Origin of the sequence: Pseudomonas sp. yb_2 (genome assembly GCF_043103905.1) — a bacterium.
In the GTDB taxonomy this organism is placed as follows: domain Bacteria; phylum Pseudomonadota; class Gammaproteobacteria; order Pseudomonadales; family Pseudomonadaceae; genus Aquipseudomonas; species Aquipseudomonas alloputida.
In genome coordinates, this window is the sequence record NZ_JBICKH010000077.1 from 163047 (window position 1) to 183032 (window position 19986).

General features: G+C 61.6%; 11 protein-coding genes and 4 pseudogenes. 10 read left to right on the plus strand and 5 right to left on the minus strand.

The genetic code is table 11. The features are described from left to right. Position 1 precedes the first annotated feature (1 nt). Positions 2–706 (minus strand): annotated as a pseudogene (locus ACF8FB_RS21845) (DUF4123 domain-containing protein); the annotation flags it as partial. Next, positions 703–1953: pseudogene (locus tag ACF8FB_RS21850) on the minus strand (type VI secretion system Vgr family protein); the annotation flags it as partial. The pseudogenes ACF8FB_RS21845 and ACF8FB_RS21850, both read right to left, overlap by 4 nt. Here ACF8FB_RS21850 and ACF8FB_RS21855 point away from each other — a divergent pair. Both ACF8FB_RS21855 and tssM read left to right on the plus strand, forming a co-directional pair. Continuing rightward, positions 1864–2538: pseudogene (locus ACF8FB_RS21855) on the plus strand (type VI secretion system domain-containing protein); the annotation flags it as partial. The pseudogenes ACF8FB_RS21850 and ACF8FB_RS21855 sit on opposite strands and share 90 nt — an antisense overlap. Beyond that, on the plus strand, positions 2535–6155 hold the full coding sequence (gene tssM / locus ACF8FB_RS21860) for a type VI secretion system membrane subunit TssM (RefSeq protein ID WP_392511956.1): 3621 nt from the start codon (positions 2535–2537) through the stop codon (positions 6153–6155). The pseudogene ACF8FB_RS21855 and the gene tssM, both read left to right, overlap by 4 nt. Positions 6156–6232: 77 nt before the next feature. Here the strand turns inward: tssM and ACF8FB_RS21865 are convergent, their stop codons facing one another. Further along, positions 6233–8086, minus strand: coding sequence for an ABC transporter ATP-binding protein (locus ACF8FB_RS21865; protein ID WP_392511958.1), 1854 nt, complete (start codon positions 8084–8086; stop codon positions 6233–6235). A 451-nt stretch (positions 8087–8537) separates the two neighbouring features. Between ACF8FB_RS21865 and dapA the strand changes: the two genes are divergently transcribed. From dapA to ACF8FB_RS21895, 6 genes are all read left to right on the plus strand, one after another. Continuing rightward, positions 8538–9404, plus strand: a complete 867-nt coding sequence (gene dapA, locus ACF8FB_RS21870) for a 4-hydroxy-tetrahydrodipicolinate synthase (RefSeq protein ID WP_392511960.1) — start codon at positions 8538–8540, stop codon at positions 9402–9404. Positions 9405–9590: 186 nt separating this feature from the next. Next, positions 9591–10634: an aliphatic amidase gene (locus ACF8FB_RS21875; protein WP_012052052.1), complete on the plus strand. Its 1044-nt coding sequence runs from the start codon at positions 9591–9593 to the stop codon at positions 10632–10634. A 55-nt stretch (positions 10635–10689) separates the two neighbouring features. Further along, the gene (locus tag ACF8FB_RS21880) at positions 10690–11811 is read left to right on the plus strand and encodes an AAA family ATPase (RefSeq protein ID WP_392511962.1); all 1122 of its coding nucleotides are present in this window, start codon (positions 10690–10692) and stop codon (positions 11809–11811) included. A gap of 21 nt (positions 11812–11832) precedes the next feature. Continuing rightward, positions 11833–12990, plus strand: a complete 1158-nt coding sequence (locus ACF8FB_RS21885; RefSeq protein WP_064491576.1) for a transporter substrate-binding domain-containing protein — start codon at positions 11833–11835, stop codon at positions 12988–12990. Next, complete coding sequence (locus ACF8FB_RS21890; protein ID WP_064491577.1) at positions 12987–13571, plus strand: ANTAR domain-containing response regulator; 585 nt, start codon at positions 12987–12989, stop codon at positions 13569–13571. Before ACF8FB_RS21885 ends, ACF8FB_RS21890 begins: the two co-directional genes overlap by 4 nt. A gap of 12 nt (positions 13572–13583) precedes the next feature. Next, positions 13584–14096: an AmiS/UreI family transporter gene (locus tag ACF8FB_RS21895; protein ID WP_012052056.1), complete on the plus strand. Its 513-nt coding sequence runs from the start codon at positions 13584–13586 to the stop codon at positions 14094–14096. A gap of 36 nt (positions 14097–14132) precedes the next feature. On the opposite strand, the gene ACF8FB_RS21900 is transcribed toward ACF8FB_RS21895, so the two are convergent. Both ACF8FB_RS21900 and ACF8FB_RS21905 read right to left on the minus strand, forming a co-directional pair. After that, positions 14133–14579: a GNAT family N-acetyltransferase gene (locus tag ACF8FB_RS21900; RefSeq protein ID WP_019751131.1), complete on the minus strand. Its 447-nt coding sequence runs from the start codon at positions 14577–14579 to the stop codon at positions 14133–14135. A 72-nt stretch (positions 14580–14651) separates the two neighbouring features. Then, positions 14652–16417: pseudogene (locus tag ACF8FB_RS21905) on the minus strand (M24 family metallopeptidase). Between ACF8FB_RS21905 and ACF8FB_RS21910 the strand changes: the two are divergent. Together ACF8FB_RS21910 and ACF8FB_RS21915 are read left to right on the plus strand one after the other, a co-directional pair. After that, positions 16418–17908 carry a PLP-dependent aminotransferase family protein gene (locus ACF8FB_RS21910; RefSeq protein ID WP_350297697.1) on the plus strand — a complete coding sequence of 497 codons (1491 nt, stop codon included), beginning with the start codon at positions 16418–16420 and terminating at the stop codon, positions 17906–17908. Positions 17909–18156: 248 nt separating this feature from the next. After that, positions 18157–19782, plus strand: a complete 1626-nt coding sequence (locus tag ACF8FB_RS21915; RefSeq protein ID WP_104961981.1) for a methyl-accepting chemotaxis protein — start codon at positions 18157–18159, stop codon at positions 19780–19782. The last annotated feature ends 204 nt before the right edge of the window (positions 19783–19986 follow it).

Below are 19986 nucleotides of genomic sequence, written 5' to 3' on the forward strand. Positions count from 1 at the left end.
TGTCCGCCAAGGTATGGTTGGCATGGGGCGGCATGGCCAAGACCTCATGTGCCAATGAGAGGACAAAGTGCTCGTGCATGCCTGCTTGCAGCCGATCAAGTTCAAGCTGCTGGAGGGTCAAAGGCAGTTCTGATTTTGAGCGGGCAGCAATCGGCTTGTTTTCGTGTGTTTTCCATTCATGAGCCGGCCCCCAGTTGACTCGCCATGCCAACCGAGACACCGGGCCAAGCCAGGCCTTGCGATGGTCGTCGTCCAGCGCATTCAGCCAGGCTGCAAGATGGTCCGGTGTGACATGGTGAGTGGCAACGCTGTGGTCAGGGAGCACGACCTGCACCAGGCTGGTGAAGTGGTCTGCCAGCGCTGCCAGGCCAACCTCGGCATCCAGCGCGATGGCTCCACCGATAGGCATCCAGGTCGTGATTGCATGGGCAAGCAGCTCGTGAGCGTCTGCAACGTCCACCAGCAAAGGCCCAAACTCATGACGGTCATCCAGGGCGCTGTTCTTCCATAACCATGCCTTTTGAGTATTTCGGCTGACAGCGTTTATAAGGTCGAGTACCGATGGGGCATAAGCAGGAACCAGTTCACCTTCCTGCGGGATGGGCCGATAGGCCCAGTTCTCGATTGCACTGGTCATGAGCAGCAGAAAGCGGCAGTTGTGAGCGAAGTCTTCGCTGCGCGGAGGAGGTGATGACAAGGTGGTCATTGGACTTGCCCTCGGATACAGCGGCAATCGGGTAGGGGACAGGAGCCATCAGGGCGGCGCCCACACAGGCGCTCCAGCGGCTTGCCAGTGTTCGGTGCACTGCTGAGGGAAAAGGGGCTTGTCGTTCCATTTGCCGACTTGAGCATCTGGCCGGTGATGCGAATCGTCGGGCTGTCCAGTGTGATGCCTGTTTCGTCGATTCGAATGGAGCCACCAGGGCCTTGGATGACCACGGCTTCCGATGCTCGAAGTTCATAACGGCGAGTACGTCTGCGGATATCCCCACGGGCTTCCAGCTCGGCATGCCCTTCGACCCGTTGCTCGAAGTTGCCACCGATACGGGTGTGGTGATTGGCGGCGATCTGATCGTGACGGTGATTGCCGATGTTTTCGACACGGTCCTTGGCGATCCTGATCGTGTGGTTTCTACCGATGTCGAGCGCGGCATCCTGCCCAATGGTGATGCGCTCGTCATTGCCAACCGTTTCCGTACGGTCGTGGCCGATCAGGATCGATTCGTCGTTATCGACCTGCTCTTTGCGGTCATTGCCGACCTGCGTAGTCTCATCATGCTTGACCACATTGTTCTGGTCCCTCTGGGCATGAATGAACACTTCCTCCTGGCCCAGTTCGTCCTCGAAGCGCAGCTCGTTGAAGCCATCGCCCTTGTGGGTCTGGCTCTTGATGGTCATGCGGGTCTTGTGACGGGGAAGGTCGTACGGTGGCAGCTGGTTGCCGCAGTAAGTACGGCCGGTGATCATCGGCTGATCGGGGTCGCCGTTGACGTAATGGATGATCACGTCCTGGCCGATCCGGGGGATGGCCATCGAGCCCCAGCTTCCACCCGCCCAGCCTTGAGACACCCGCAGCCAGCACGAACTGAACTCGTTGTTCTGGCTTTCGCGGTCCCAGGGGAAACTGACTTTTACCCGGCCCCATTCATCGCAGTAGATTTCCTCGCCAGGCGGGCCGACGACGGTGGCCATGTGCGGCCCGTCAACGCGTGGTTTGGGCAACGGAGCTGGGCGCCACTCGGTTCTGCTTGGCACCAGTACCGCCTTTTGCTCGTAACGTGTGCCCTGGTCGGCCCCGGCAGCTTCTTCCTGCAGGCTGGTGGGCTGGCTGCCTTCGTGGTGGACCGTGCTGACCCGCCAATGCACATTCAGGTCTTCGCGCGGGTGGTCGGTCAGGGTGAAACTGAGCCCCGGTTGCAGGCGCACGTCATCGCCCTGGACCTCGGCAAGGCGGTTGACCCCGCCTTGCTGCAGCGTATTGAAAAGAGCCTGACGGCTTGCCCCTTCTGGATTCGTGGCAGCTTTCTGGCTGCGACCGTCGCCACACAGCTGGCGATGTGCGAGGTGGCCGAAGCCATCCGTTGTGCCACCGCCCGGTTTGTACAGCGCATGCCCTCGCTGCAGCAGCTGTGCTTCAGCGACGGCATGGTATTTGTCGACGACCAGTGCCTGGCCTGGCTCAAGGGCACCCAAGGGCCGTCTGGCCAAGGTGCAACCCCCCAGGAGTTCAGCGGCCTGCGCGAGGAGCTTGTCAGCCAGCTGGAAACCGGTGGCATAGAGCCGCTGCTCCTTCGGCTGCAAGGGCTGCAAGCCGGCGTTCGTGCTCCCCGTGAGCGCTGCCACACCACCGTGATTGCAGCTGATCTGCTGGCCGCGCGGGGTGTGTCCTGGCTGGCCCAGGACCTGTGCGCCAACGTTGCCCGAACCATGCAGCAAACCACCGCCAGTGCGTGGGAGCCCGAGGTGTTTGAGCGGCTTCAGCAGTACGCGGCATCCCCAGTGTTGGCAGTTCAAGACAAGGATCAGGAGCCTCGATGAATCAAATATGGACGCAACTCAAACGTTGGGGCTGGCCGTGGGTAACGCGCATTGGCCTGGCGCTGCCGCTGCTGCTCGGGCTTGGCGCCTTGCTGATGCTGGTCGCCATCTGGTGGCTTGGCCCGCAATGGACGTGGCGTGAGCAGCAGCCGCTGGCAAGTGTGGCTCATCGCAGCGTGGCAAGCCTGGTGCTGGTGCTGGTGCCGCTTCTGTGCTGGCTTGGGGTGCTGCGCACGCGCTTTCGCCGCCTGCAAGCGGAGCGCCGCCAGGCACTGGCCGCCGAACAGGATGTCGCGCTACCATTCGTGCAGGCGCAAGAGCGGGCCTTGAGCCAGGGGCTTGAGCGGTACCTCGACAATGCCGGTGGGCGACGCGCGTTGTACCGGCTGCCCTGGTACCTGGTGTTGGGCGACGAACAGTCCGGTAAAAGCAGCTTCATCGACCGCACCGATCAGCGCTTTACCCTGACGCGTATCGACCAGGCCCAGGCACGGGGCCGACAGACTCAAGCAATGGCCTACCCGGTAGGCTGGTGGGTCAGCGACGATGCCGTGATCATCGACCCGCCCGGTGTTTTCATCAGTCAAAAACCACCGGTGGGCTCGGCGGCCAACGCCCCCTCCGAAGCCTCCGCGCCGCCCGGCATCCAGGCCCGGTTATGGGAGCACCTGTTGGGCTGGCTGCAGCGTAAGCGAAGCCAGCGGGCGCTCAATGGAGTGTTGCTGGTGGTCGACCTGCCGGCGTTGCTGCATGGCAGGCCCGAGCAGCGCGTCGCGCTGGCCCATGGGTTGCGCACACGCCTGTACGAAGTGAGCAGTCAGTTGGGGGCGCGCCTGCCGCTGTACGTGGTACTGACCAAATTCGATCTGCTGGACGGCTTCGACCAGTTCTACAGCCAGCTTCCGGCCGCCAAGCGTAAAAGCCTGTTGGGGTTCACCTTCAAGCTGGATGCGGTTGACGCGTTCGACGCCTGGCTGGATGAGTATGACGAGCACTACGGGCGGCTTCTCACCCAATTGCAGGAGCAGGTCATCGACCGGCTGGATGTACTGGGCAAGACAGCGCCGTGCGGGCGCCTGTTCTCACTGCATGCACAGTTGATCGGGTTGCGCCCCATACTGCAGGCATTCCTGCGCGAAACCTTGGCGAGTGACCGGTTCACCACGCCACCCTTGGTACGTGGTGTGTACTGGTCGTCAGTGGTACAGCAAGGCGACATGCGCAATGCCTTTGTCCGAGAAGCGGCTCAGCCCTACACGACGAAGCTGCCCCTGCGTGAAGGTAAGGCACAGGGGAAGGCGTTGGTCTATTTCATCCAGCAAGCATTCAGGCGGGTTATCTATCAGGAAGCCGGGCTGGCGGGTGACAATGTTCGGGTTGCGCGCAGCAAGCGCCACTTGCTGTGGGTGGGCTCTGGTGTAGGCATCCTGGCGTTCAGTATCGCCGTTGCCAGCTGGCAGCGTTACGCCGACATCAATGGCGCCAAGGCTGCCAGTGTGCTCGCCAAAAGCCAGGAGTACAGCGGTCACGAAGTCGATATGCGTCTTGATCCGACCGGGCGCAACCTGCTGGCGCCACTGGACCAGATTCGCGATGCGGTCGCGGTGTTTGGCGACTATAGTGCGGCCTGGCCGGTGGTTGCCGATTTTGGCTTGTATCAAGGGCGCAACATTGGTCCCTTGGTTGATGAGGCGTACCTCAGCTTGTTGTCTAAACGTTTCTTGCCGGCCTTGGCCAGTGGTGTGATCGATGCCATGAACGCAGCACCACCTGGCAGCGAGCAACAAATGGCCGCGCTCAGGGTTTACCGGATGATCGAGGACCGCAACAGCCGCCGGCCCGAATGGGTCGAGGACTGGATGGCCCGTCAGTGGCAACGGGCCTTTCCTGGCCAGGGGCAGTTGCAGCGTGACCTCATGCAGCACCTGAAATACGCCTTGGCCTATGCCGATACCGATTTGCCGCAGTACCGCCAGCGGGTCAGCGAAGTGCAGCAGGCGCTGCGCAAATTGCCGTTGCCACAGCGGGTCTATGCAGGGCTGAAACAACAATCGTACCAGCAGTTGCACGCCGGGCTGGACCTGCGCCACCAGGTAGGGCCTGCGTTCGATGTGGTGTACCAGCCGTCTTCCGGGGCCAGGCAAGGGGATGAGGATGTACGGCTGGCCGCCATGCTCACCGCCAAAGGCTTCAGGGAATACTTCGAGCCGCACAGCCAACGCTTCGCTGAAATGGCGATGGTTGATCAATGGGCATTGGGGGAGCGCAGTCAACTCGACTATTCGGACGTCGACCGCGATGCGCTGACCGAGCGGCTGTATAACCTCTACAGCGCCGATTACATTGACAGCTGGCGGCGCGCCCTGACCGCTTTTACGGTGGCTGACTTCCGTGATCTGGACCATGGTGTCGCGATCCTGGAGCAGTTGACCGGCCCCGCAGCACCATTGCAACGGCTGCTGGATACGGTCAGGGATAACACCTCGCTTGCGCCTCCAGCAGCTGTTGAAGCATCGGGTGAGCTGAGTACGCTGCGCGTAGCAACCGGAAAACCCGAGCAACAGCAAGCGTTGGCCATCCAGCGGGCGTTTGCAGGCCTTGGCGCCATGCTGCAGGCGACAGGAGAAAAGCCGAGCTACTACGATGAAACCCTTGGCGCTGTTGCGGCCGTGCTGGACTACGCCAAGGCCGTACAGGACAGCCCGGACCGCGGCAAGGCTGCTTTGCAGGCCGTGCATCAGCGCTTTGCGATGACAGGGCAGGACCCGATAGGCACCCTCCAACGTATTGCCACAGGTTTACCGGAGCCTATCAGCCACCAGGTCAGAAAGCTCGCCGACCAGACTGCCCAGGTGCTGAACGTTGAAGCACTGCGCGAACTGGAGCGACGTTGGGATGCTGACGTGTACAGTTTTTTCCAGCAACGCCTGGCAGGCCGCTACCCCTTTGTGGTGAAGGCACCCGATGCTTCTTTGGATGACTTCGAGGCGTTCTTCGGGCCGAAAGGGCGCCTGCAGCAGTTTAATGATCGGTATCTCAAGGTTTTCCTGAAGGACAACCTTGAGGCCTTGCAGTCCGCTCAGCACGGGCAATCCCTGATTCGTGCCGACGTGATCGAGCAGCTCGAGCTGGCGGAGCGCATCCGCGAAACCTTCTTCGATCAGCGTGGCAAGCTAAGTGTGCAGTTCAGCATCGAGCCCTTGGGGCTCAGTGCAAACCAGCGTACCAGCCTGCTGGACCTGGATGGCCAGTTGATTGCCTACACCCATGGGCCAAGCCATATCACGGGTATTGTCTGGCCCAATACCTTGGGGCAGCAGGTCCGCAGCAATCTCACCTTGCTAAGGCAAAATGGCAACAGCAGCAGCCTGGAGTACCGTGGCCCGTGGTCGATGTTCCGCTTGCTCAGCCGCGGTGCGCTCAATGGCCGGACGGCGACCAGCGTGGACCTGAGCTTCAGGACCGGAGATGGCGTGATGCGCTATCGGCTTAACGCTGAAAAAGCCTTCAATCCCATTACCCAGCAACCTTTCAAAGGCTTCCGCTTGCCCCGAGGCTTGTTGCAACAGCCAGCCAGTGTGGTGCAGGCGGTGCTACCGGATGGGCAGCGACTATGAACCTCGTCAGGGGCGCAGTGCATTGACTGTGCAGGCTTTCGAAGCCTGGGTATGCGCTGGCTGCCCCCGGCCTCTGCTTACTCCACAGCCTCGGCCACGCCCTGATCCTCACCCAGGAACCCGCCACTCTGATGCTGCCACAACCGTGCATAGGTACCCTTTTTCGCCAACAGTTCGGCATGGGTGCCTTGCTCGATGATGCGCCCTTCATCCATCACGATCAGCCGGTCCATGGCGGCGATCGTCGACAACCGGTGGGCGATGGCAATAACGGTCTTGCCTTGCATCATTTCATCCAGGCTCTCCTGAATGGCCACCTCCACCTCCGAGTCCAGCGCGCTGGTGGCTTCGTCAAGCAGCAGGATCGGTGCGTTCTTCAGCATCACCCGGGCAATTGCAATGCGCTGGCGTTGGCCGCCAGACAGCTTGATGCCGCGTTCACCCACCAGGGTGTCGTAACCGCTGTTGCCCTGGCGGTCGCTGAGCTGGCTGATGAAACCATCGGCCTGGGCACTGGCCGCAGCGGCACGGATCTGTGCTTCGGTAGCATCGGGGCGGCCATAGGCAATATTGTCGCGAATCGAACGGTGCAACAGCGAGGTGTCCTGAGTGACCATGCCGATGGCGCTGCGCAGGCTATCCTGCGTGACCTTGGCGACGTTCTGCCCGTCGATGCGTATTTCCCCCTTGTCCACGTCGTAGAAGCGCAGCAGCAGGTTGATCAAGGTGGACTTGCCGGCGCCGGAGCGGCCGACCAGGCCGACTTTTTCGCCCGGACGAATGTGCAGCGTCAGCTCATTGAGCACCTGGCGCTCGCCGTTGTAGTTGAAGCTGACCTTGTCGAAACTCACCGCGCCACCCGTGGTTACCAGCTCTGCAGCACCCGGCACATCCTGCACCTTGGGGCCGCGGGTGAGGGTGGCCATACCGTCCTGCACGGTGCCGATGTTTTCGAACAGCGAGGTAATTTCCCACATGATCCAGTGCGACATACCGTTGACGCGCAAGGCCATGGCGGTGATTGCCGCCACGGCCCCGGTGCCGACCTGGCCCTGGTGCCACAGCCACAGTGCGTAGCCACCGGCACCAAAGATCAAGCCCACCACCAACGCCTGGTTGACGATTTCGAACTGGCTCACCAGGCGCATCTGGCGAAAACCGGTCTGCTTGAAATCTTCCATGGCTGCGCGCGCAAAGTGCGCTTCGCGGTTGGAGTGCGAAAACAGTTTTACCGTGGTGATGTTGGTGTAAGCGTCAGAAACCCGCCCGGTCATCGACGACCGGGCATTGGCCTGCTCCTGCCCGACCTTGCCCAGCCGGGGGACGAAATACAGCATGGCCAAGCCGAACAGCACGACCCAGGCAATGAAGGGCAGCATCAGTTTCAGGGCAAAGCCGCCGGCCAGCGCAATGATCGCGATGAAATACACGCCAATCCCAGGCAGGATTTCAATGAGTGTAAACAGCACATCTCGTACTGCCAGCGCCGTCTGCATCACCTTGGTAGTGACCCGGCCAGAAAACTCGTCAGAAAAGAACGACAAGCTCTGGCGCAACATCAGGCGGTGAAAATCCCAACGCAGCCGCAGCGGCAGGTTGATCGCCAGCACCTGGTGCTGAACCATGGTGCGCAGCGCCACCAGCCCGATGCTGACCACCAGGACGATGCCGATCCCCCACAGCACACGGCTTTCCTCGGGGCCAACAATACCGCCTGCCTGCCAGGACGCGAGCAGGTCGACCACCTGGCCGAGGAACGCGAACAGCCAGGCTTCGTATATCGACACCCCGGCACTGAGCAGTGCCAGCGCCAGAATGTAGCCACGGGCGCCGCGGGTACAAGCCCACATGAAGCGCAACAGGCCAACGGGCGGCGGTGGTACCTCGTCGGGTGGGAAGGGGTCGAGCCGACGTTCAAAAATACGCAGCATGCTTGTCTCCGAAAAAACGGTTTTTTGCTTAACCGGTAACCATACAGCACATCACAGCATTCGCCTGTAGGTAGAAGCCGCCGAAGCAGGTCCGTGTGGCTGGCGCCTGAAACCCACTGCATTGCTATAGCGGTGAAGCAAGGCCTGATTTGAAGCGTGCGACTGCGGGCTTGCCTGTGGCGACTTTTCCCGCCATTATCCAGCCATACCTACGCAACGGGCTTGCCAGCATGTCCACATCCAACCACGCCATTTCCGCTTCGGGCTTCATCGCTCAGGCAGACGCGTGCGTTGCCGTTGCCAAGAAATCCAAGAAACAGCCGCTCATCTGACCGAGGCGCGCTGTCTCGTCAGGTGGGCTGACGAGACAGAAGGCGCCAGGTATCCCTGCCACCACTTCCACTCTTCGCCCTGCTGACGCTGACTTTCGGTCAACATCAGGAGTTTTTGCATGTCGAATTTCCGTGGTATCTGGATCGCCCTCGTCACGCCAATGCGTGCCAATGAAATCGACTTCCCAGGCCTGGAAAAGCTGGTGAAGAAGCTGCTCGAAGACGGTGTGGCCGGTTTTGTGGTGTGCGGTACCACGGGTGAGGCAGCGGCGTTGTCCAAGGCCGAGCAACTGGCAGTGCTGGATGCCGTGCTGGCCTGGGTGGAGCCTGGCAGGGTGGTGATGGGCCTGTCAGGTTACAACCTGCGTGAGTTGCTGGCCTTCCAGGCTGAAATCCAGCAACGTGACATTGGCGGACTGCTGGTTCCCGCACCTTGCTACATCCGCCCTTCGCAGGCTGGCATCGAAGCCTTCTTCGCCACCGTGGCCGATGCCGCCAGCGTGCCAGTGATCGTCTACGACATTCCCTACCGCACAGGCGTACGCATCGAACGTGAAACCCTGCGCCGTATCGTGCGCCATCCACGCATTGCAGCGGTGAAAGACTGTGGCGGTGACAGCGAGACGACCATGGCCCTGATCGAGGACGGCCACGCCCAGGTGCTGGCCGGTGAAGACCTGCAGATCTTCAACAACCTGTGCCTGGGTGGGGCAGGGGCCATTTCAGCCTCCGCACATGTGCGCGCCGACCTGTACGTACGCATGGTGCGGCAGGTTGACAGCGGTGATTGGGCTGCCGCGCGTGGTACGTTCTACCAGTTGCTGCCCTGGATCAAAGTGGCCTTTGCCGAGCCCAACCCGGCCGTGGTCAAGGCGGCATTGCAGCTGCAAAGCCTGATTGCAGACGAGCTGCGCGAGCCCATGCAGACGTGCACGAATACCACCCGAGACAAACTGCAAAGCGTGCTGTGTTCACTCGGCGCCTGAAGCGGCAACGGTTGATGGCGGGTTGACAAGCCGCCACACCCGGCATATACCGTTGGTTGTCAGGAGCCGCGCATCAATGGCGATGTCGCGGCCTCCACACCGAACCCCAAAGAGCAAATGAGCTCTCTCCGCATGCGGAGAGGGCTTTTTTTCGTCCCTGAAAAATAACAACAAGAGGTGGTCAACATGCGTCATGGTGATATATCCAGCAGCAATGACACCGTCGGCGTCGCCGTGGTCAACTATAAGATGCCGCGCCTGCATACCCGCGATGAAGTGCTCGAAAACGCCAGAAAAATCGCCGACATCATTGTCGGCATGAAGCAGGGGCTGCCGGGCATGGATCTGGTGATTTTTCCGGAGTACAGCCTGCAGGGCATCATGTATGACCCGGCCGAAATGATGGAAACCGCCGTGGCCATACCCGGGGTGGAAACCGAAGTGTTCGCCCAGGCCTGCCGCAAGGCCAATGTCTGGGGCGTGTTTTCGCTGACCGGCGAGCGCCATGAAGAGCACCCGCGCAAATCCCCCTATAACACCCTGGTGCTGATCGACAACAACGGCGAGATCGTGCAGAAGTACCGCAAGATCATCCCCTGGTGTCCGATCGAGGGCTGGTACCCGGGCGACCAGACCTACGTTGCCGATGGCCCCAAGGGCCTGAAGATCAGCATGATCATCTGCGATGACGGCAACTACCCGGAAATCTGGCGCGATTGCGCCATGAAAGGCGCCGAGCTGATCGTGCGCTGCCAGGGTTACATGTACCCGGCCAAGGACCAGCAGGTGCTCATGGCCAAGGCCATGGCGTGGGCTAACAACTGCTATGTTGCAGTGGCCAACGCCGCGGGCTTCGATGGTGTGTATTCCTACTTCGGTCACTCGGCGATCATCGGTTTCGATGGCCGTACACTCGGCGAGTGCGGTGAAGAGGAGATGGGTATCCAGTACGCTCAGCTGTCGATCTCGCAAATTCGCGATGCGCGGCAGAACGACCAGTCGCAAAACCACCTGTACAAGATCCTGCACCGTGGCTACAGCGGTATGCATTTGTCTGGCGACGGCGACCGCGGCATTGCCGAATGCCCATTCGAGTTCTATCGCACCTGGGTGCTGGATGCCGAGAAGGCCCGCGAGAACGTCGAGGCCCTGACCCGGCGCACCTCGGGGGTGGCGCAGTGCCCGGTCGGCAGTCTTCCCTACGATGCCAAGGAAAAGGAAGCCCGCTGACGGGGTTGCCCAGCGTGCCTGCGGGCACGCTGTTTCACAAAGTGAGGGGAAGACCATGCCGTTCTTGAACGACCTGCTGGAGCAGACGCGTCGCGATGCGTCCTCCAGTGCTGCACTGAGTGCCGAAAACTGCCACACCCGGGCAATCGTCGAGACCCACCTGCGCAGCGAAGACACCCTGCAGTCGCGTTTCCGCTTCGATGTCGCTGCCGTCATGCAGGTAGTACGCAACGAAGTGCTGGGCCAGGACGAAGCCTTGCAGGCCATCGAAGATGTGCTCACGGTGGTACGTGCGGATATTCTCGACCCGCGCCGCCCGCTGTTCACGGCATTGTTCCTCGGCCCGACCGGGGTCGGCAAGACCGAGGTCGTGCGTGCCCTGGCCCGCGCCCTGCACGGTGATGCCGATGCCTTCTGCCGGGTCGACATGAACACGCTGGCCCAGGAGCACTACGCCGCTGCTCTGACCGGCGCGCCACCGGGCTATGCTGGCGCCAAGGAGGGCCGCACGCTGTTTGACCAGGTGCTGCTGGACGGGAGCCAGGGGCGTCCTGGGATCGTTCTGTTCGATGAGCTGGAAAAGGCCAGCAAGGAGGTGTCCCAGGCGCTGCTCAATGTGTTCGACAATGGCCTGCTGCGCTTGGCCTCCGGAGAAAAGAGCTTCAATTTCCGTAACACGCTGGTGTTCATGACCAGCAACCTGGCGGCAGACGAAATACGCCAACACCGGCTGGGCCCGCTGGCGCCGCTGCGGCGTCTGCTTGGTCTGCAGGCAGGGCGCCGCGAGCGTTTGCTGGGGCTGGTGCGGCGGCGCCTGGTGAAGCGTTTTTCTGCCGAATTTGTCAACCGCATCGACAGCACTGTGGTGTTCAATGCCATCGAACAGGAGGTGAGCGAGCGCATCATTGAACTGGAGGTGTCGCGCCTGAACCGGCGTCTTGCCAAGCATCACTGCTGCCTGCAGCTGGATGCGGCGGTGGTTGGCAAGCTGGCCAGCGAAGGCCATGACCTGGAGTTTGGCGCGCGTGCGCTCAAACGCTTTATCCGCCATGAGCTGGAAGTGCCACTGGCCGAGTACCTGCTCGGTAACCGCATCCCATGCCGGGCAGAAGTGACGTGCATGACGGTGGCCGGCCACCTCGAGCACGGGCGCATCCGTTTTTCGTTGCCGACATGACGGTTGTCACAGGACGGTGTGATGAGTAGACAAGACAGGCAATTGAAGGTGGGCTTGCTGTTCGCCGAAACCGGCGTTACCGCAGCCATTGAACGCTCGCAGCGCTGTGGCGCGCTGCTGGCGGTAGAACAGGTTAACCGCGAGGGGGGAGTGCTCGGCCAGCCGGTTCTGACCTTGGTCGGCGACCCCGGAGGCGACCCGGACCGTTATCGCAACCTGTGTGACGACTATGTGCGCAACCACGGCGTACGCCTGATGCTCGGCTGCTACATGTCCCACACCCGCAAAGCCGTGATGCCCGTCATCGAGCGCGCCGATGGCTTGCTGTTCTATCCCACGCCCTACGAGGGCTTCGAGTACTCGCCCAATATCATCTACGGCGGGCCGGCACCCAACCAGAACAGCGCGCCGCTGGCGGCATACCTGACACGTCATTACGGCGCCAGGGTCGCCTTCGTCGGTTCCGACTATATCTACCCGCGCGAAAGCAACCATGTCATGCGCCACCTGTACAAGCAGCATGGCGGCGAAGTGGTGGAAGAAGCCTACATGCCCCTGTACCCCTCGGCCGATGACCTGGCCCTGGTGGTCGAGCGGGTGGTGCGTTCTGCCCCCGACGTGGTGTTTTCGACCGTGGTCGGTACGGGGACGGCAAGCTTCTACCAAGCAATGGCGCAGCGCTATGGCAATGGCCCTCGGCCGCCGATCGCCAGCTTGACTACCAGCGAGGCAGAAATTGCCGAAATGGGGGCCGAGGTGGCTCACGGCAACATTGTCGTGGCACCGTACTTCACCAGCGTCGAGTCACCGCAAAGCAACGCATTCGTGAGTCAGTGCCGTGCGTTCTTTCCGGCCGATGTGCGCATCACTGCCTGGGCCGAGGCGGCGTATTGCCAGATGCGCATGCTGTGCCAGGCGGTGAATGCCACCGGCAGCCTGGAGGTGGAGGTAATCCGCAATCACCTGTACCACACGAGCATGGATAGCCCCCAGGGCAGGGTGCAGGTGGAGCAGCAGAACAACCACTCGCACCTGTTTTCACGTATCGGCGAGATCGATGCAAGCGGGCAGATCTGCATCAAATGGCAGTCGCCTACCACCATCCGCCCTGACCCCTATGTGGTGGTTCACAACCTGGACGACTGGACTGCGAGCATGATGGGAGGCGGCCCCTCATGAGTACGTCGAATATCCTGAACACGCTGCGTGAACTGCACGTGGGCATTGTTTGTCCGCCCAGTGAAATCACTGATGCCCTGGTGTTGCAACTGATGCGCATCGGTTGCTCGGTGAAGCAGTGCTGGCCACCGCCCAAGGCGTTCGACACCCACACTGACCTGGTGTTTTGCGGTGTGTTCGAAGGCCGCCACCATGCCGAGCTGGGCAGGCTGCTGGCGCAGGGCGGCGTACGCCTGACCGCCATCGCCTTGGTGGAGTACGAGAGCCCGACCATTCTTTCGCAAATCCTGGAGCTGGGGTGTCACGGCGTGATGGTGCTGCCTCTGGACAACCACAAGGTACTTCCGGCGTTGGTGTGCGCCAGAAGCAACAGCGAAGCCCAGGCCCGCTTGATGCAGAAGAATGCCCAGTTGCAGGAGCGTCTGGAGCACCAGGCCGACATCAACAAGGCCAAGGTCCTGCTGATGGCGGCCCAGGGCTGGCAGGAGCCTGAAGCTCATGCCTACTTGTCGAAAGAGGCGATGAAACAGCGGCTGTCGATGCTGGAAATGGCAAGAAAAACCCTAAAACAATTCGAATGAGAAGAGGTTGCCATGTTGTACGGACTGGTTCTGCTGTATGTGGGTGCAGTGTTGTTCATCAACAGCATCTGGCTGATGGGGCGCATCACCGACCGCGAAGTGGCGGTGATCAACCTGTTTGTCGGTTTGCTCAGCCTGTTGGTGGCGGTCTACCTGATCTTCGTGGTGGGCTCGGCCGAAGGCATCAAGGCCGGTGCCTTGACCCTCCTGTTCGCCTTTACCTACCTGTGGGTGGCCGCCAACCAGGTGCTGCAGGTAGATGGACGCGGGCTAGGCTGGTTCTGCCTGTTCGTCAGCGTGACGGCGCTGGTGGTGACAGTCAGTTCCATCCCTGGTGCCGAAGGGCTGTTGAAGGTGTGGGATGTACTGAACTGGGCGGCGTGGACGGTGTTGTGGTTCAGCTTTTTCCTGTTGCTGGCGCTGGCCAGGAAGATCCAGCGTCTGGTGGCGGCAATGACCTTGCTGTGCGCGATCTTCACAGCCTGGGTGCCCGGGTTGTTGATCCTGTGGCAGCAGATGGGCTGACGGCCATGCGCCCGCTGTGGAGCAGCCTTGCGCTGCTTACGGCAGGCGCTTTTCCATCGGCTGATACACCAGCCCGGCAAACTCACCCACGTCGCCTGCCAGGGTGAAGCCGTAGCGTTGGTAGGCGGGTACAGAAGACAATGATGCCTTTACCGTCACCACCTCGGCGCTGGCATGCTCCAGTGCGGCGTTCATCAAACGCTTGCCTATGCCCTGGCGTTGCAGGCCTGGTGCAATGAACAGCATCGCAATGTGACGGCCTTCCTTGAGCTCGATCAGCCCCGCGATAGCGCCTTCGACAAAACAGGCCAGCATGAGGTTGTCACCCTGCATGCGCTCGGCAAACGCCTGGGGTGCTGACACCTGGGTAAAGGTCTCGATACCTTGCGCCGACAGTGTGGGCGCGACTGCCTGCATGAAGGCATCCATGCACAAGGCGCAGGCTTGGGGGAGGTCGTCAGGGGTGAGCGTGCGTACTTGCATGGTAATCGTCCTTGTCGGGTGTCCTTCTGTTGCCCACTTTAACCTGTTACGGGTTCAAGGGCCGATGCGGTATCAAGCTGCCCTGGCAGCCCCCGGCTTGCGTTCGCAATCAGGATGTCTTCGAAGAATGCCCCGACAGGTTCGGTAGGGTGGCACAGCTGTATCTCCAGCACCCACACCACCTCGCTCGGGACAATCTCCACCTCGGCCAGCTTGTCCTGGCCATACAACACATGCGGGAAGTCGGCGATGCGATGCCCGGCCAGGTTGCGCTCCAGCTGCCAACCTTTGGCCTGGGCACTGCGCTCGGCAAAGTTATACAGTTCACGCCCGGTCAACCCGCGGCCCCAGGCCTGGCGGGTCTCGTCGAACACTTCATGCAGTGCCTTCACGCAGGCGTGGTGCAGGGCGTGCTGGCCAAACACGAAGGTATCGCCATAGTCACCTTCATAGCCATCCCAAACCGGGCCAACGTCGACAACGACGATGTCCGTGGCGCGTAGCACACGTTGAAGGTCAATGCCTTGCCGTGGCGTACGCACGGTATCGTCACCAAAACGGATGTAGGTGGGGTGCCAGGTGTGTGAGGCGCCCATCGCCTGCAGGGTATGCGCGGCCATCTCCAGTGCCTGGGCGGTGGTCATGCCGACCTGCAGTTGGCTGGCAATGGCAGCCACGGCCCGCACCGACTGTTCGCGGGCCGCGAGCATGCCGTCCAGCGAATAACGTGGGCCGACCTTTTCCAGCTCAGGGTGCAGCGGGTTGGTTGAGGAAGCCTGCGTTGTCAGTGCACCGCTGGCGACAAAGGCCTCGGCGACGAAGCGATGGGGCGGTACCCCTGCTGCAAGGCATTGCTCGCGGGCCTGGCTGATCATCGTGGCATTGCCACAGGCATAGACCTGGGTTTCGCCCCAGCGATGCGTCTGGCTGAGCGCCACCTGCTGTATACGTGCCTGGGCCGAGAGCACCGGTTGCCAGCGAAAGTGCGGGTGCACACGGCTGGACACGTCGAGAAATTCGCGGTCATAGAAATCCGCCGGCGAAGAGCCGCCCCAATACAGCGTGACGTCGGCATCGCCGGCCAAGGCCGTCAGCAACAGCGGCTTTATGCCGGCGTAACCTGTGCCAGTGGCGAAAAGGATCAGCGGGCGTTGGTCATCGTGCTGCCAGGTACAGGCGCCCAGCGGGCCCTCGAGCTTTACCGTTGCACCTGCTTGCAGGGTGGGCAGCAAACCTTCAGTGAACAGGCCGCCGCTGACCTTGCGGATGTGAAACACCAGTTGCCCTTGTTCCCGGGCAGGCAGGTTGGCAATGGAGAAACAGCGGCTGTCGCCGTTGTCCAGCTGGAACCGCATGTACTGGCCCGCCCGCACCTCCAGCGGCTGAGCAGGCTGCAACACCAGCTCGACGATATCTGCGCTCAGCGCGCGCTTGCCAACCACCTGTGCCTGGGTTTCCAGTGCCGGGGCGTCCAGTGACCAGCCGGGTATTTCCAGGCGCATGTCGCTGCAGGCGTGGCTCTGGCACAGCAACATCTCGTCGGCGGCCAAGGGATAGGACGGCGGCGGTGTGTCCGCATCCCGCTGCTTGTCCTGATGCTGCCCTGAGACCACCTTGACCTTGCACGAGCCGCAGGCGCCGCGGCGGCAGGAAAAGGGTACCGGCAGGCCGCTGGCGAGCATGGCATCGAGCAGCAGCTCCTGGCTGGCTTCGAAGGTTTTGCCCGAGGGCGACAATTCAATGACGTGGCGGCTTTGCATGAGCACCTCGGGGCAAATGGAGGTTCGATTGTTGCTATAGTCCAGGACCAGCAGAACCTCCAGTTTTGGATATTTCATATGGTCCAGCTTCGTAAATGGCAGCCACTGCTCAGGCTCGATGGGGCACAGGCTTCGTACCGGCAGATCGTCGAAGGGCTGGTGGCCGCAATCAGCGAGGGTCGCCTGCGCCCTGGCACGCCGTTGCCGGGCACGCGGGAGATGGCGCAATTGCTGAACGTCAATCGCAAGACCGTGATCCTTGCTTATGAGGAAGCCGAAACCAAGGGCTGGCTGCAAAGCGTGCAACGCCGGGGCACCTTCGTCAGCCAGCAGCTGGCGCCTGGCACAGCGGCCGTTTCCGGTGCCGTGCGGCCTTTTGCCCTGGCGCTGCCAGAGGAACCTGCCGTTGCCTACTTCAAGGCGAACGAACAGGCTGTAGCGCAGCAAGGGCGGCCGGGGGCCTTGTTCTTCGACAACGGCGCCTGTGACCATCGCCTGCTGCCACAGGCTGTACTGCATCGCTATTACCGCAATGCCTTGCGCAGTAGCTTCACCAGCAACAGCGTTCGCCACGGCAGCGAGTGCAGCAGCCGCAATCTGCGCAGCGCCCTGGCCGACATGCTGCGGCACAACCGCAGCCTGAACGTTGGCGCCGAGCATATCTGCCTGACCCAGGGGGTGCAGATGTCACTGTCCCTGGTGGCCAGTGTGTTGCTCAAGCCGGGTGACGTTGTGCTGGTCGAGCGCCTGAGTTACCCCCCTGCGTGGGAAATCTTCCGTCAGTTGGGTGCCCGCCTGGTGACCGTGGAGCTGGACCATGAGGGTTGCCGGGTCGACCAGCTCGATGCCCTGTGCCGGCAGCACAAGGTGCGGATGATGTACATAACGCCCCATCACCAGTTCCCGACCACGGTCAGCCTGCCAGCCGGGCGCAGGCAACAGCTGCTGGAGCTGGCGCGCCAGCATGCCTTTTGCGTGGTCGAAGAGGATTACGACTACGAATACCACTTTGCCGGGCGGCCCTATCTGCCTTTGGCCAGCGACCGCCAGCAGCGGCACGTGATTTACATTGGCTCACTGTCCAAGCCTTTGGGCAGCACGTTTCGTTGCAGCTATATCGTGGCACCGGTGGAAGTGACAACCGTGCTGGAACGCAGGGCGATGCTGACCCTGGGGCAGGGCGATGCAGTCATGCAGCAGATGTTGGCCGACCTGATCAATGATGGGGAGCTGAAGAAGCACTTGCGCCGGGTCAACCGCGAGTACCGGCGCCGGCGCGAGACTTTGTTGGGGTGCTTGCGCGATGCGTTCGGCGAACAGATCAGCGTGCAGGCGCCAGAAGGTGGCCTGGCGCTGTGGGTGAGGTTTGCCGATGAGATCAACGTGGATCAGTTGGTCGACAAAGCGCTGGAACGGGACCTGGTGGTGCGCAGTGGGCGACAGTTTTCACCGTTTGGCCATGCCGAGAACGCCTTGCGCCTAGGGTTTGCTTCGCTGGATGCCGATGAGATCCGGCAGGCGACCCAACGCCTGGCAGACGCAGCGAAAGCGATTGGCAAGGCGCGGTAGCGGATGGCACGGGCTTCGCCCGTGTTCGCGGGCAAGCCCGCTCCCACAGTGATCGCGCTGGCCTCAGGATTTATGCAAAAGGGTTATGCCCTAAAGGGTTTCGAGGCCTCTGGGTCTCAACGCATTCCGTTCGGTTACCGCACATAACCGCATCGCGGCGCCTCAAGCCTGCGCCAGTACCTCCGATAGCAGCACACCCACCCTCGAATCATCGATCAGAAGTGGTGCCAACAAGGAGTACTGCCCGCATGCTTGCAAACCTGAAAATTCGCACCGGAATGTTCTGGGTGTTGTCGCTGTTCAGCCTGACCCTGCTGTTTTCGACCGCCAGTGCCTGGTGGGCTGCCTTGGGTAGCGACCAGCAGATCACTGAACTGGATCAGACTGCGCACCAGTCGGACCGGTTGAACAATGCGTTGCTGATGGCGATTCGCTCCAGCGCCAACGTGTCTTCGGGCTTTATCGAGCAGTTGGGTGGCCATGACGAGAGTGCAGGCAAACGCATGGCGCTGTCGGTGGAGCTGAACAACAAGAGCCAGGCGCTGGTCGACGAATTTGTCGAAAACGCCCGCGAACCCGCCCTTCGCGGGTTGGCAACCGAGCTGCAGGCTACCTTTGCCGAATACGCCAAGGCGGTGGCTGGGCAGCGTGAAGCGACCCGCCAGCGTTCGCTGGAGCAGTATTTCAAGGTCAACAGCGATGCCGGTAATGCCATGGGGCGGTTGCAAACCCTGCGCCAGCAACTGGTGACCACACTGAGCGAACGTGGCCAGCAAATCATGCTCGAGTCCGACCGGCGTCTGGCCCGGGCACAATTGCTGAGCCTGTGCTTGCTGGGCGTGACCGTGGTGCTGGCGGTGCTGTGCTGGGCCTTCATTGCCCAGCGTGTGTTGCACCCCCTGCGTGAAGCCGGTGGGCATTTCCAGCGCATTGCCAGTGGCGACCTGAGTGTGCCGGTGCAAGGGCAGGGCAACAACGAGATCGGCCAACTGTTCCATGAGCTGCAGCGCATGCAGCAGAGCCAGCGCGACACCCTTGGGCAGATCAACAACTGTGCCCGGCAGCTGGACGCCGCCGCCACGGCGTTGAACGCCGTCACCGAGGAAAGCGCCAACAACCTGCGTCAGCAGGGGCAGGAGCTGGAGCAGGCCGCCACTGCCGTGACCGAAATGACCACGGCAGTGGAGGAAGTTGCGCGCAACGCGATCACCACCTCGCAAACCACCAGTGAATCCAACCAGCTGGCCGCGCAAAGCCGCCGGCAAGTCAGCGAAAACATCGACGGCACCGAAGCCATGACCCGCGAAATCCAGACCAGCAGTGCGCACCTGCAGCAGTTGGTGGGGCAGGTGCGGGACATCGGCAAGGTGCTGGAAGTGATCCGCTCGGTGTCCGAGCAAACCAACCTGCTGGCGCTCAATGCTGCCATCGAGGCGGCCCGTGCCGGTGAGGCCGGGCGCGGCTTTGCGGTGGTGGCGGATGAGGTGCGCACACTGGCCTACCGCACGCAACAGTCGACCCAGGAAATCGAGCAGATGATCGGCAGCGTGCAGGCGGGGACCGAAGCTGCGGTGGCTTCCATGCAGGCCAGCACCAACCGCGCCCAGTCGACACTGGACGTGACCCTGGCCTCGGGGCAAGTGCTGGAGGGCATCTACAGTGCGATCGGCGAAATCAACGAGCGCAATCTGGTCATTGCCAGTGCGGCCGAAGAGCAGGCTCAGGTGGCGCGGGAAGTAGACCGCAACTTGCTGAACATCCGCGAACTGTCCAACCATTCCGCTGCGGGTGCGCAGCAGACCAGCGAGGCGAGCAAGGCGTTGTCGGGGCTGGTGGGGGAGATGACGGCGTTGGTGGGGCGGTTCAAGGTTTGAGGCGCTGCGCCTGCGTGGAACATTAAGATAAGGTTAAACTTATTTAAAGTTCCCCTTGCGGGTTGACTTCGATACTACGCTTGAATAAAGTTCGACCGCCCCGAGCGCGGGGCCTTTTTTCCCTTCACTGAAGAATTCAATGGACACAGTATCTCGTCGCTGCCTGACCTCTGCCGAATGGCCTGGTCAGGCACTTGAACCGGA

Excerpts from the sequence above, each read along its gene's own strand:
- ACF8FB_RS21885 (WP_064491576.1), top strand. The coding sequence starts at position 11,833 with ATGAGTAGACAAGACAGGCAATTGAAGGTGGGCTTGCTGTTCGCCGAA.
- dapA (WP_392511960.1), top strand. The coding sequence starts at position 8,538 with ATGTCGAATTTCCGTGGTATCTGGATCGCCCTCGTCACGCCAATGCGT.
- ACF8FB_RS21865 (WP_392511958.1), bottom strand. The coding sequence starts at position 8,086 with ATGCTGCGTATTTTTGAACGTCGGCTCGACCCCTTCCCACCCGACGAG.
- ACF8FB_RS21910 (WP_350297697.1), top strand. The coding sequence starts at position 16,418 with ATGGTCCAGCTTCGTAAATGGCAGCCACTGCTCAGGCTCGATGGGGCA.
- ACF8FB_RS21895 (WP_012052056.1), top strand. The coding sequence starts at position 13,584 with ATGTTGTACGGACTGGTTCTGCTGTATGTGGGTGCAGTGTTGTTCATC.
- ACF8FB_RS21875 (WP_012052052.1), top strand. The coding sequence starts at position 9,591 with ATGCGTCATGGTGATATATCCAGCAGCAATGACACCGTCGGCGTCGCC.
- ACF8FB_RS21915 (WP_104961981.1), top strand. The coding sequence starts at position 18,157 with ATGCTTGCAAACCTGAAAATTCGCACCGGAATGTTCTGGGTGTTGTCG.
- tssM (WP_392511956.1), top strand. The coding sequence starts at position 2,535 with ATGAATCAAATATGGACGCAACTCAAACGTTGGGGCTGGCCGTGGGTA.
- ACF8FB_RS21880 (WP_392511962.1), top strand. The coding sequence starts at position 10,690 with ATGCCGTTCTTGAACGACCTGCTGGAGCAGACGCGTCGCGATGCGTCC.
- ACF8FB_RS21900 (WP_019751131.1), bottom strand. The coding sequence starts at position 14,579 with ATGCAAGTACGCACGCTCACCCCTGACGACCTCCCCCAAGCCTGCGCC.
- ACF8FB_RS21890 (WP_064491577.1), top strand. The coding sequence starts at position 12,987 with ATGAGTACGTCGAATATCCTGAACACGCTGCGTGAACTGCACGTGGGC.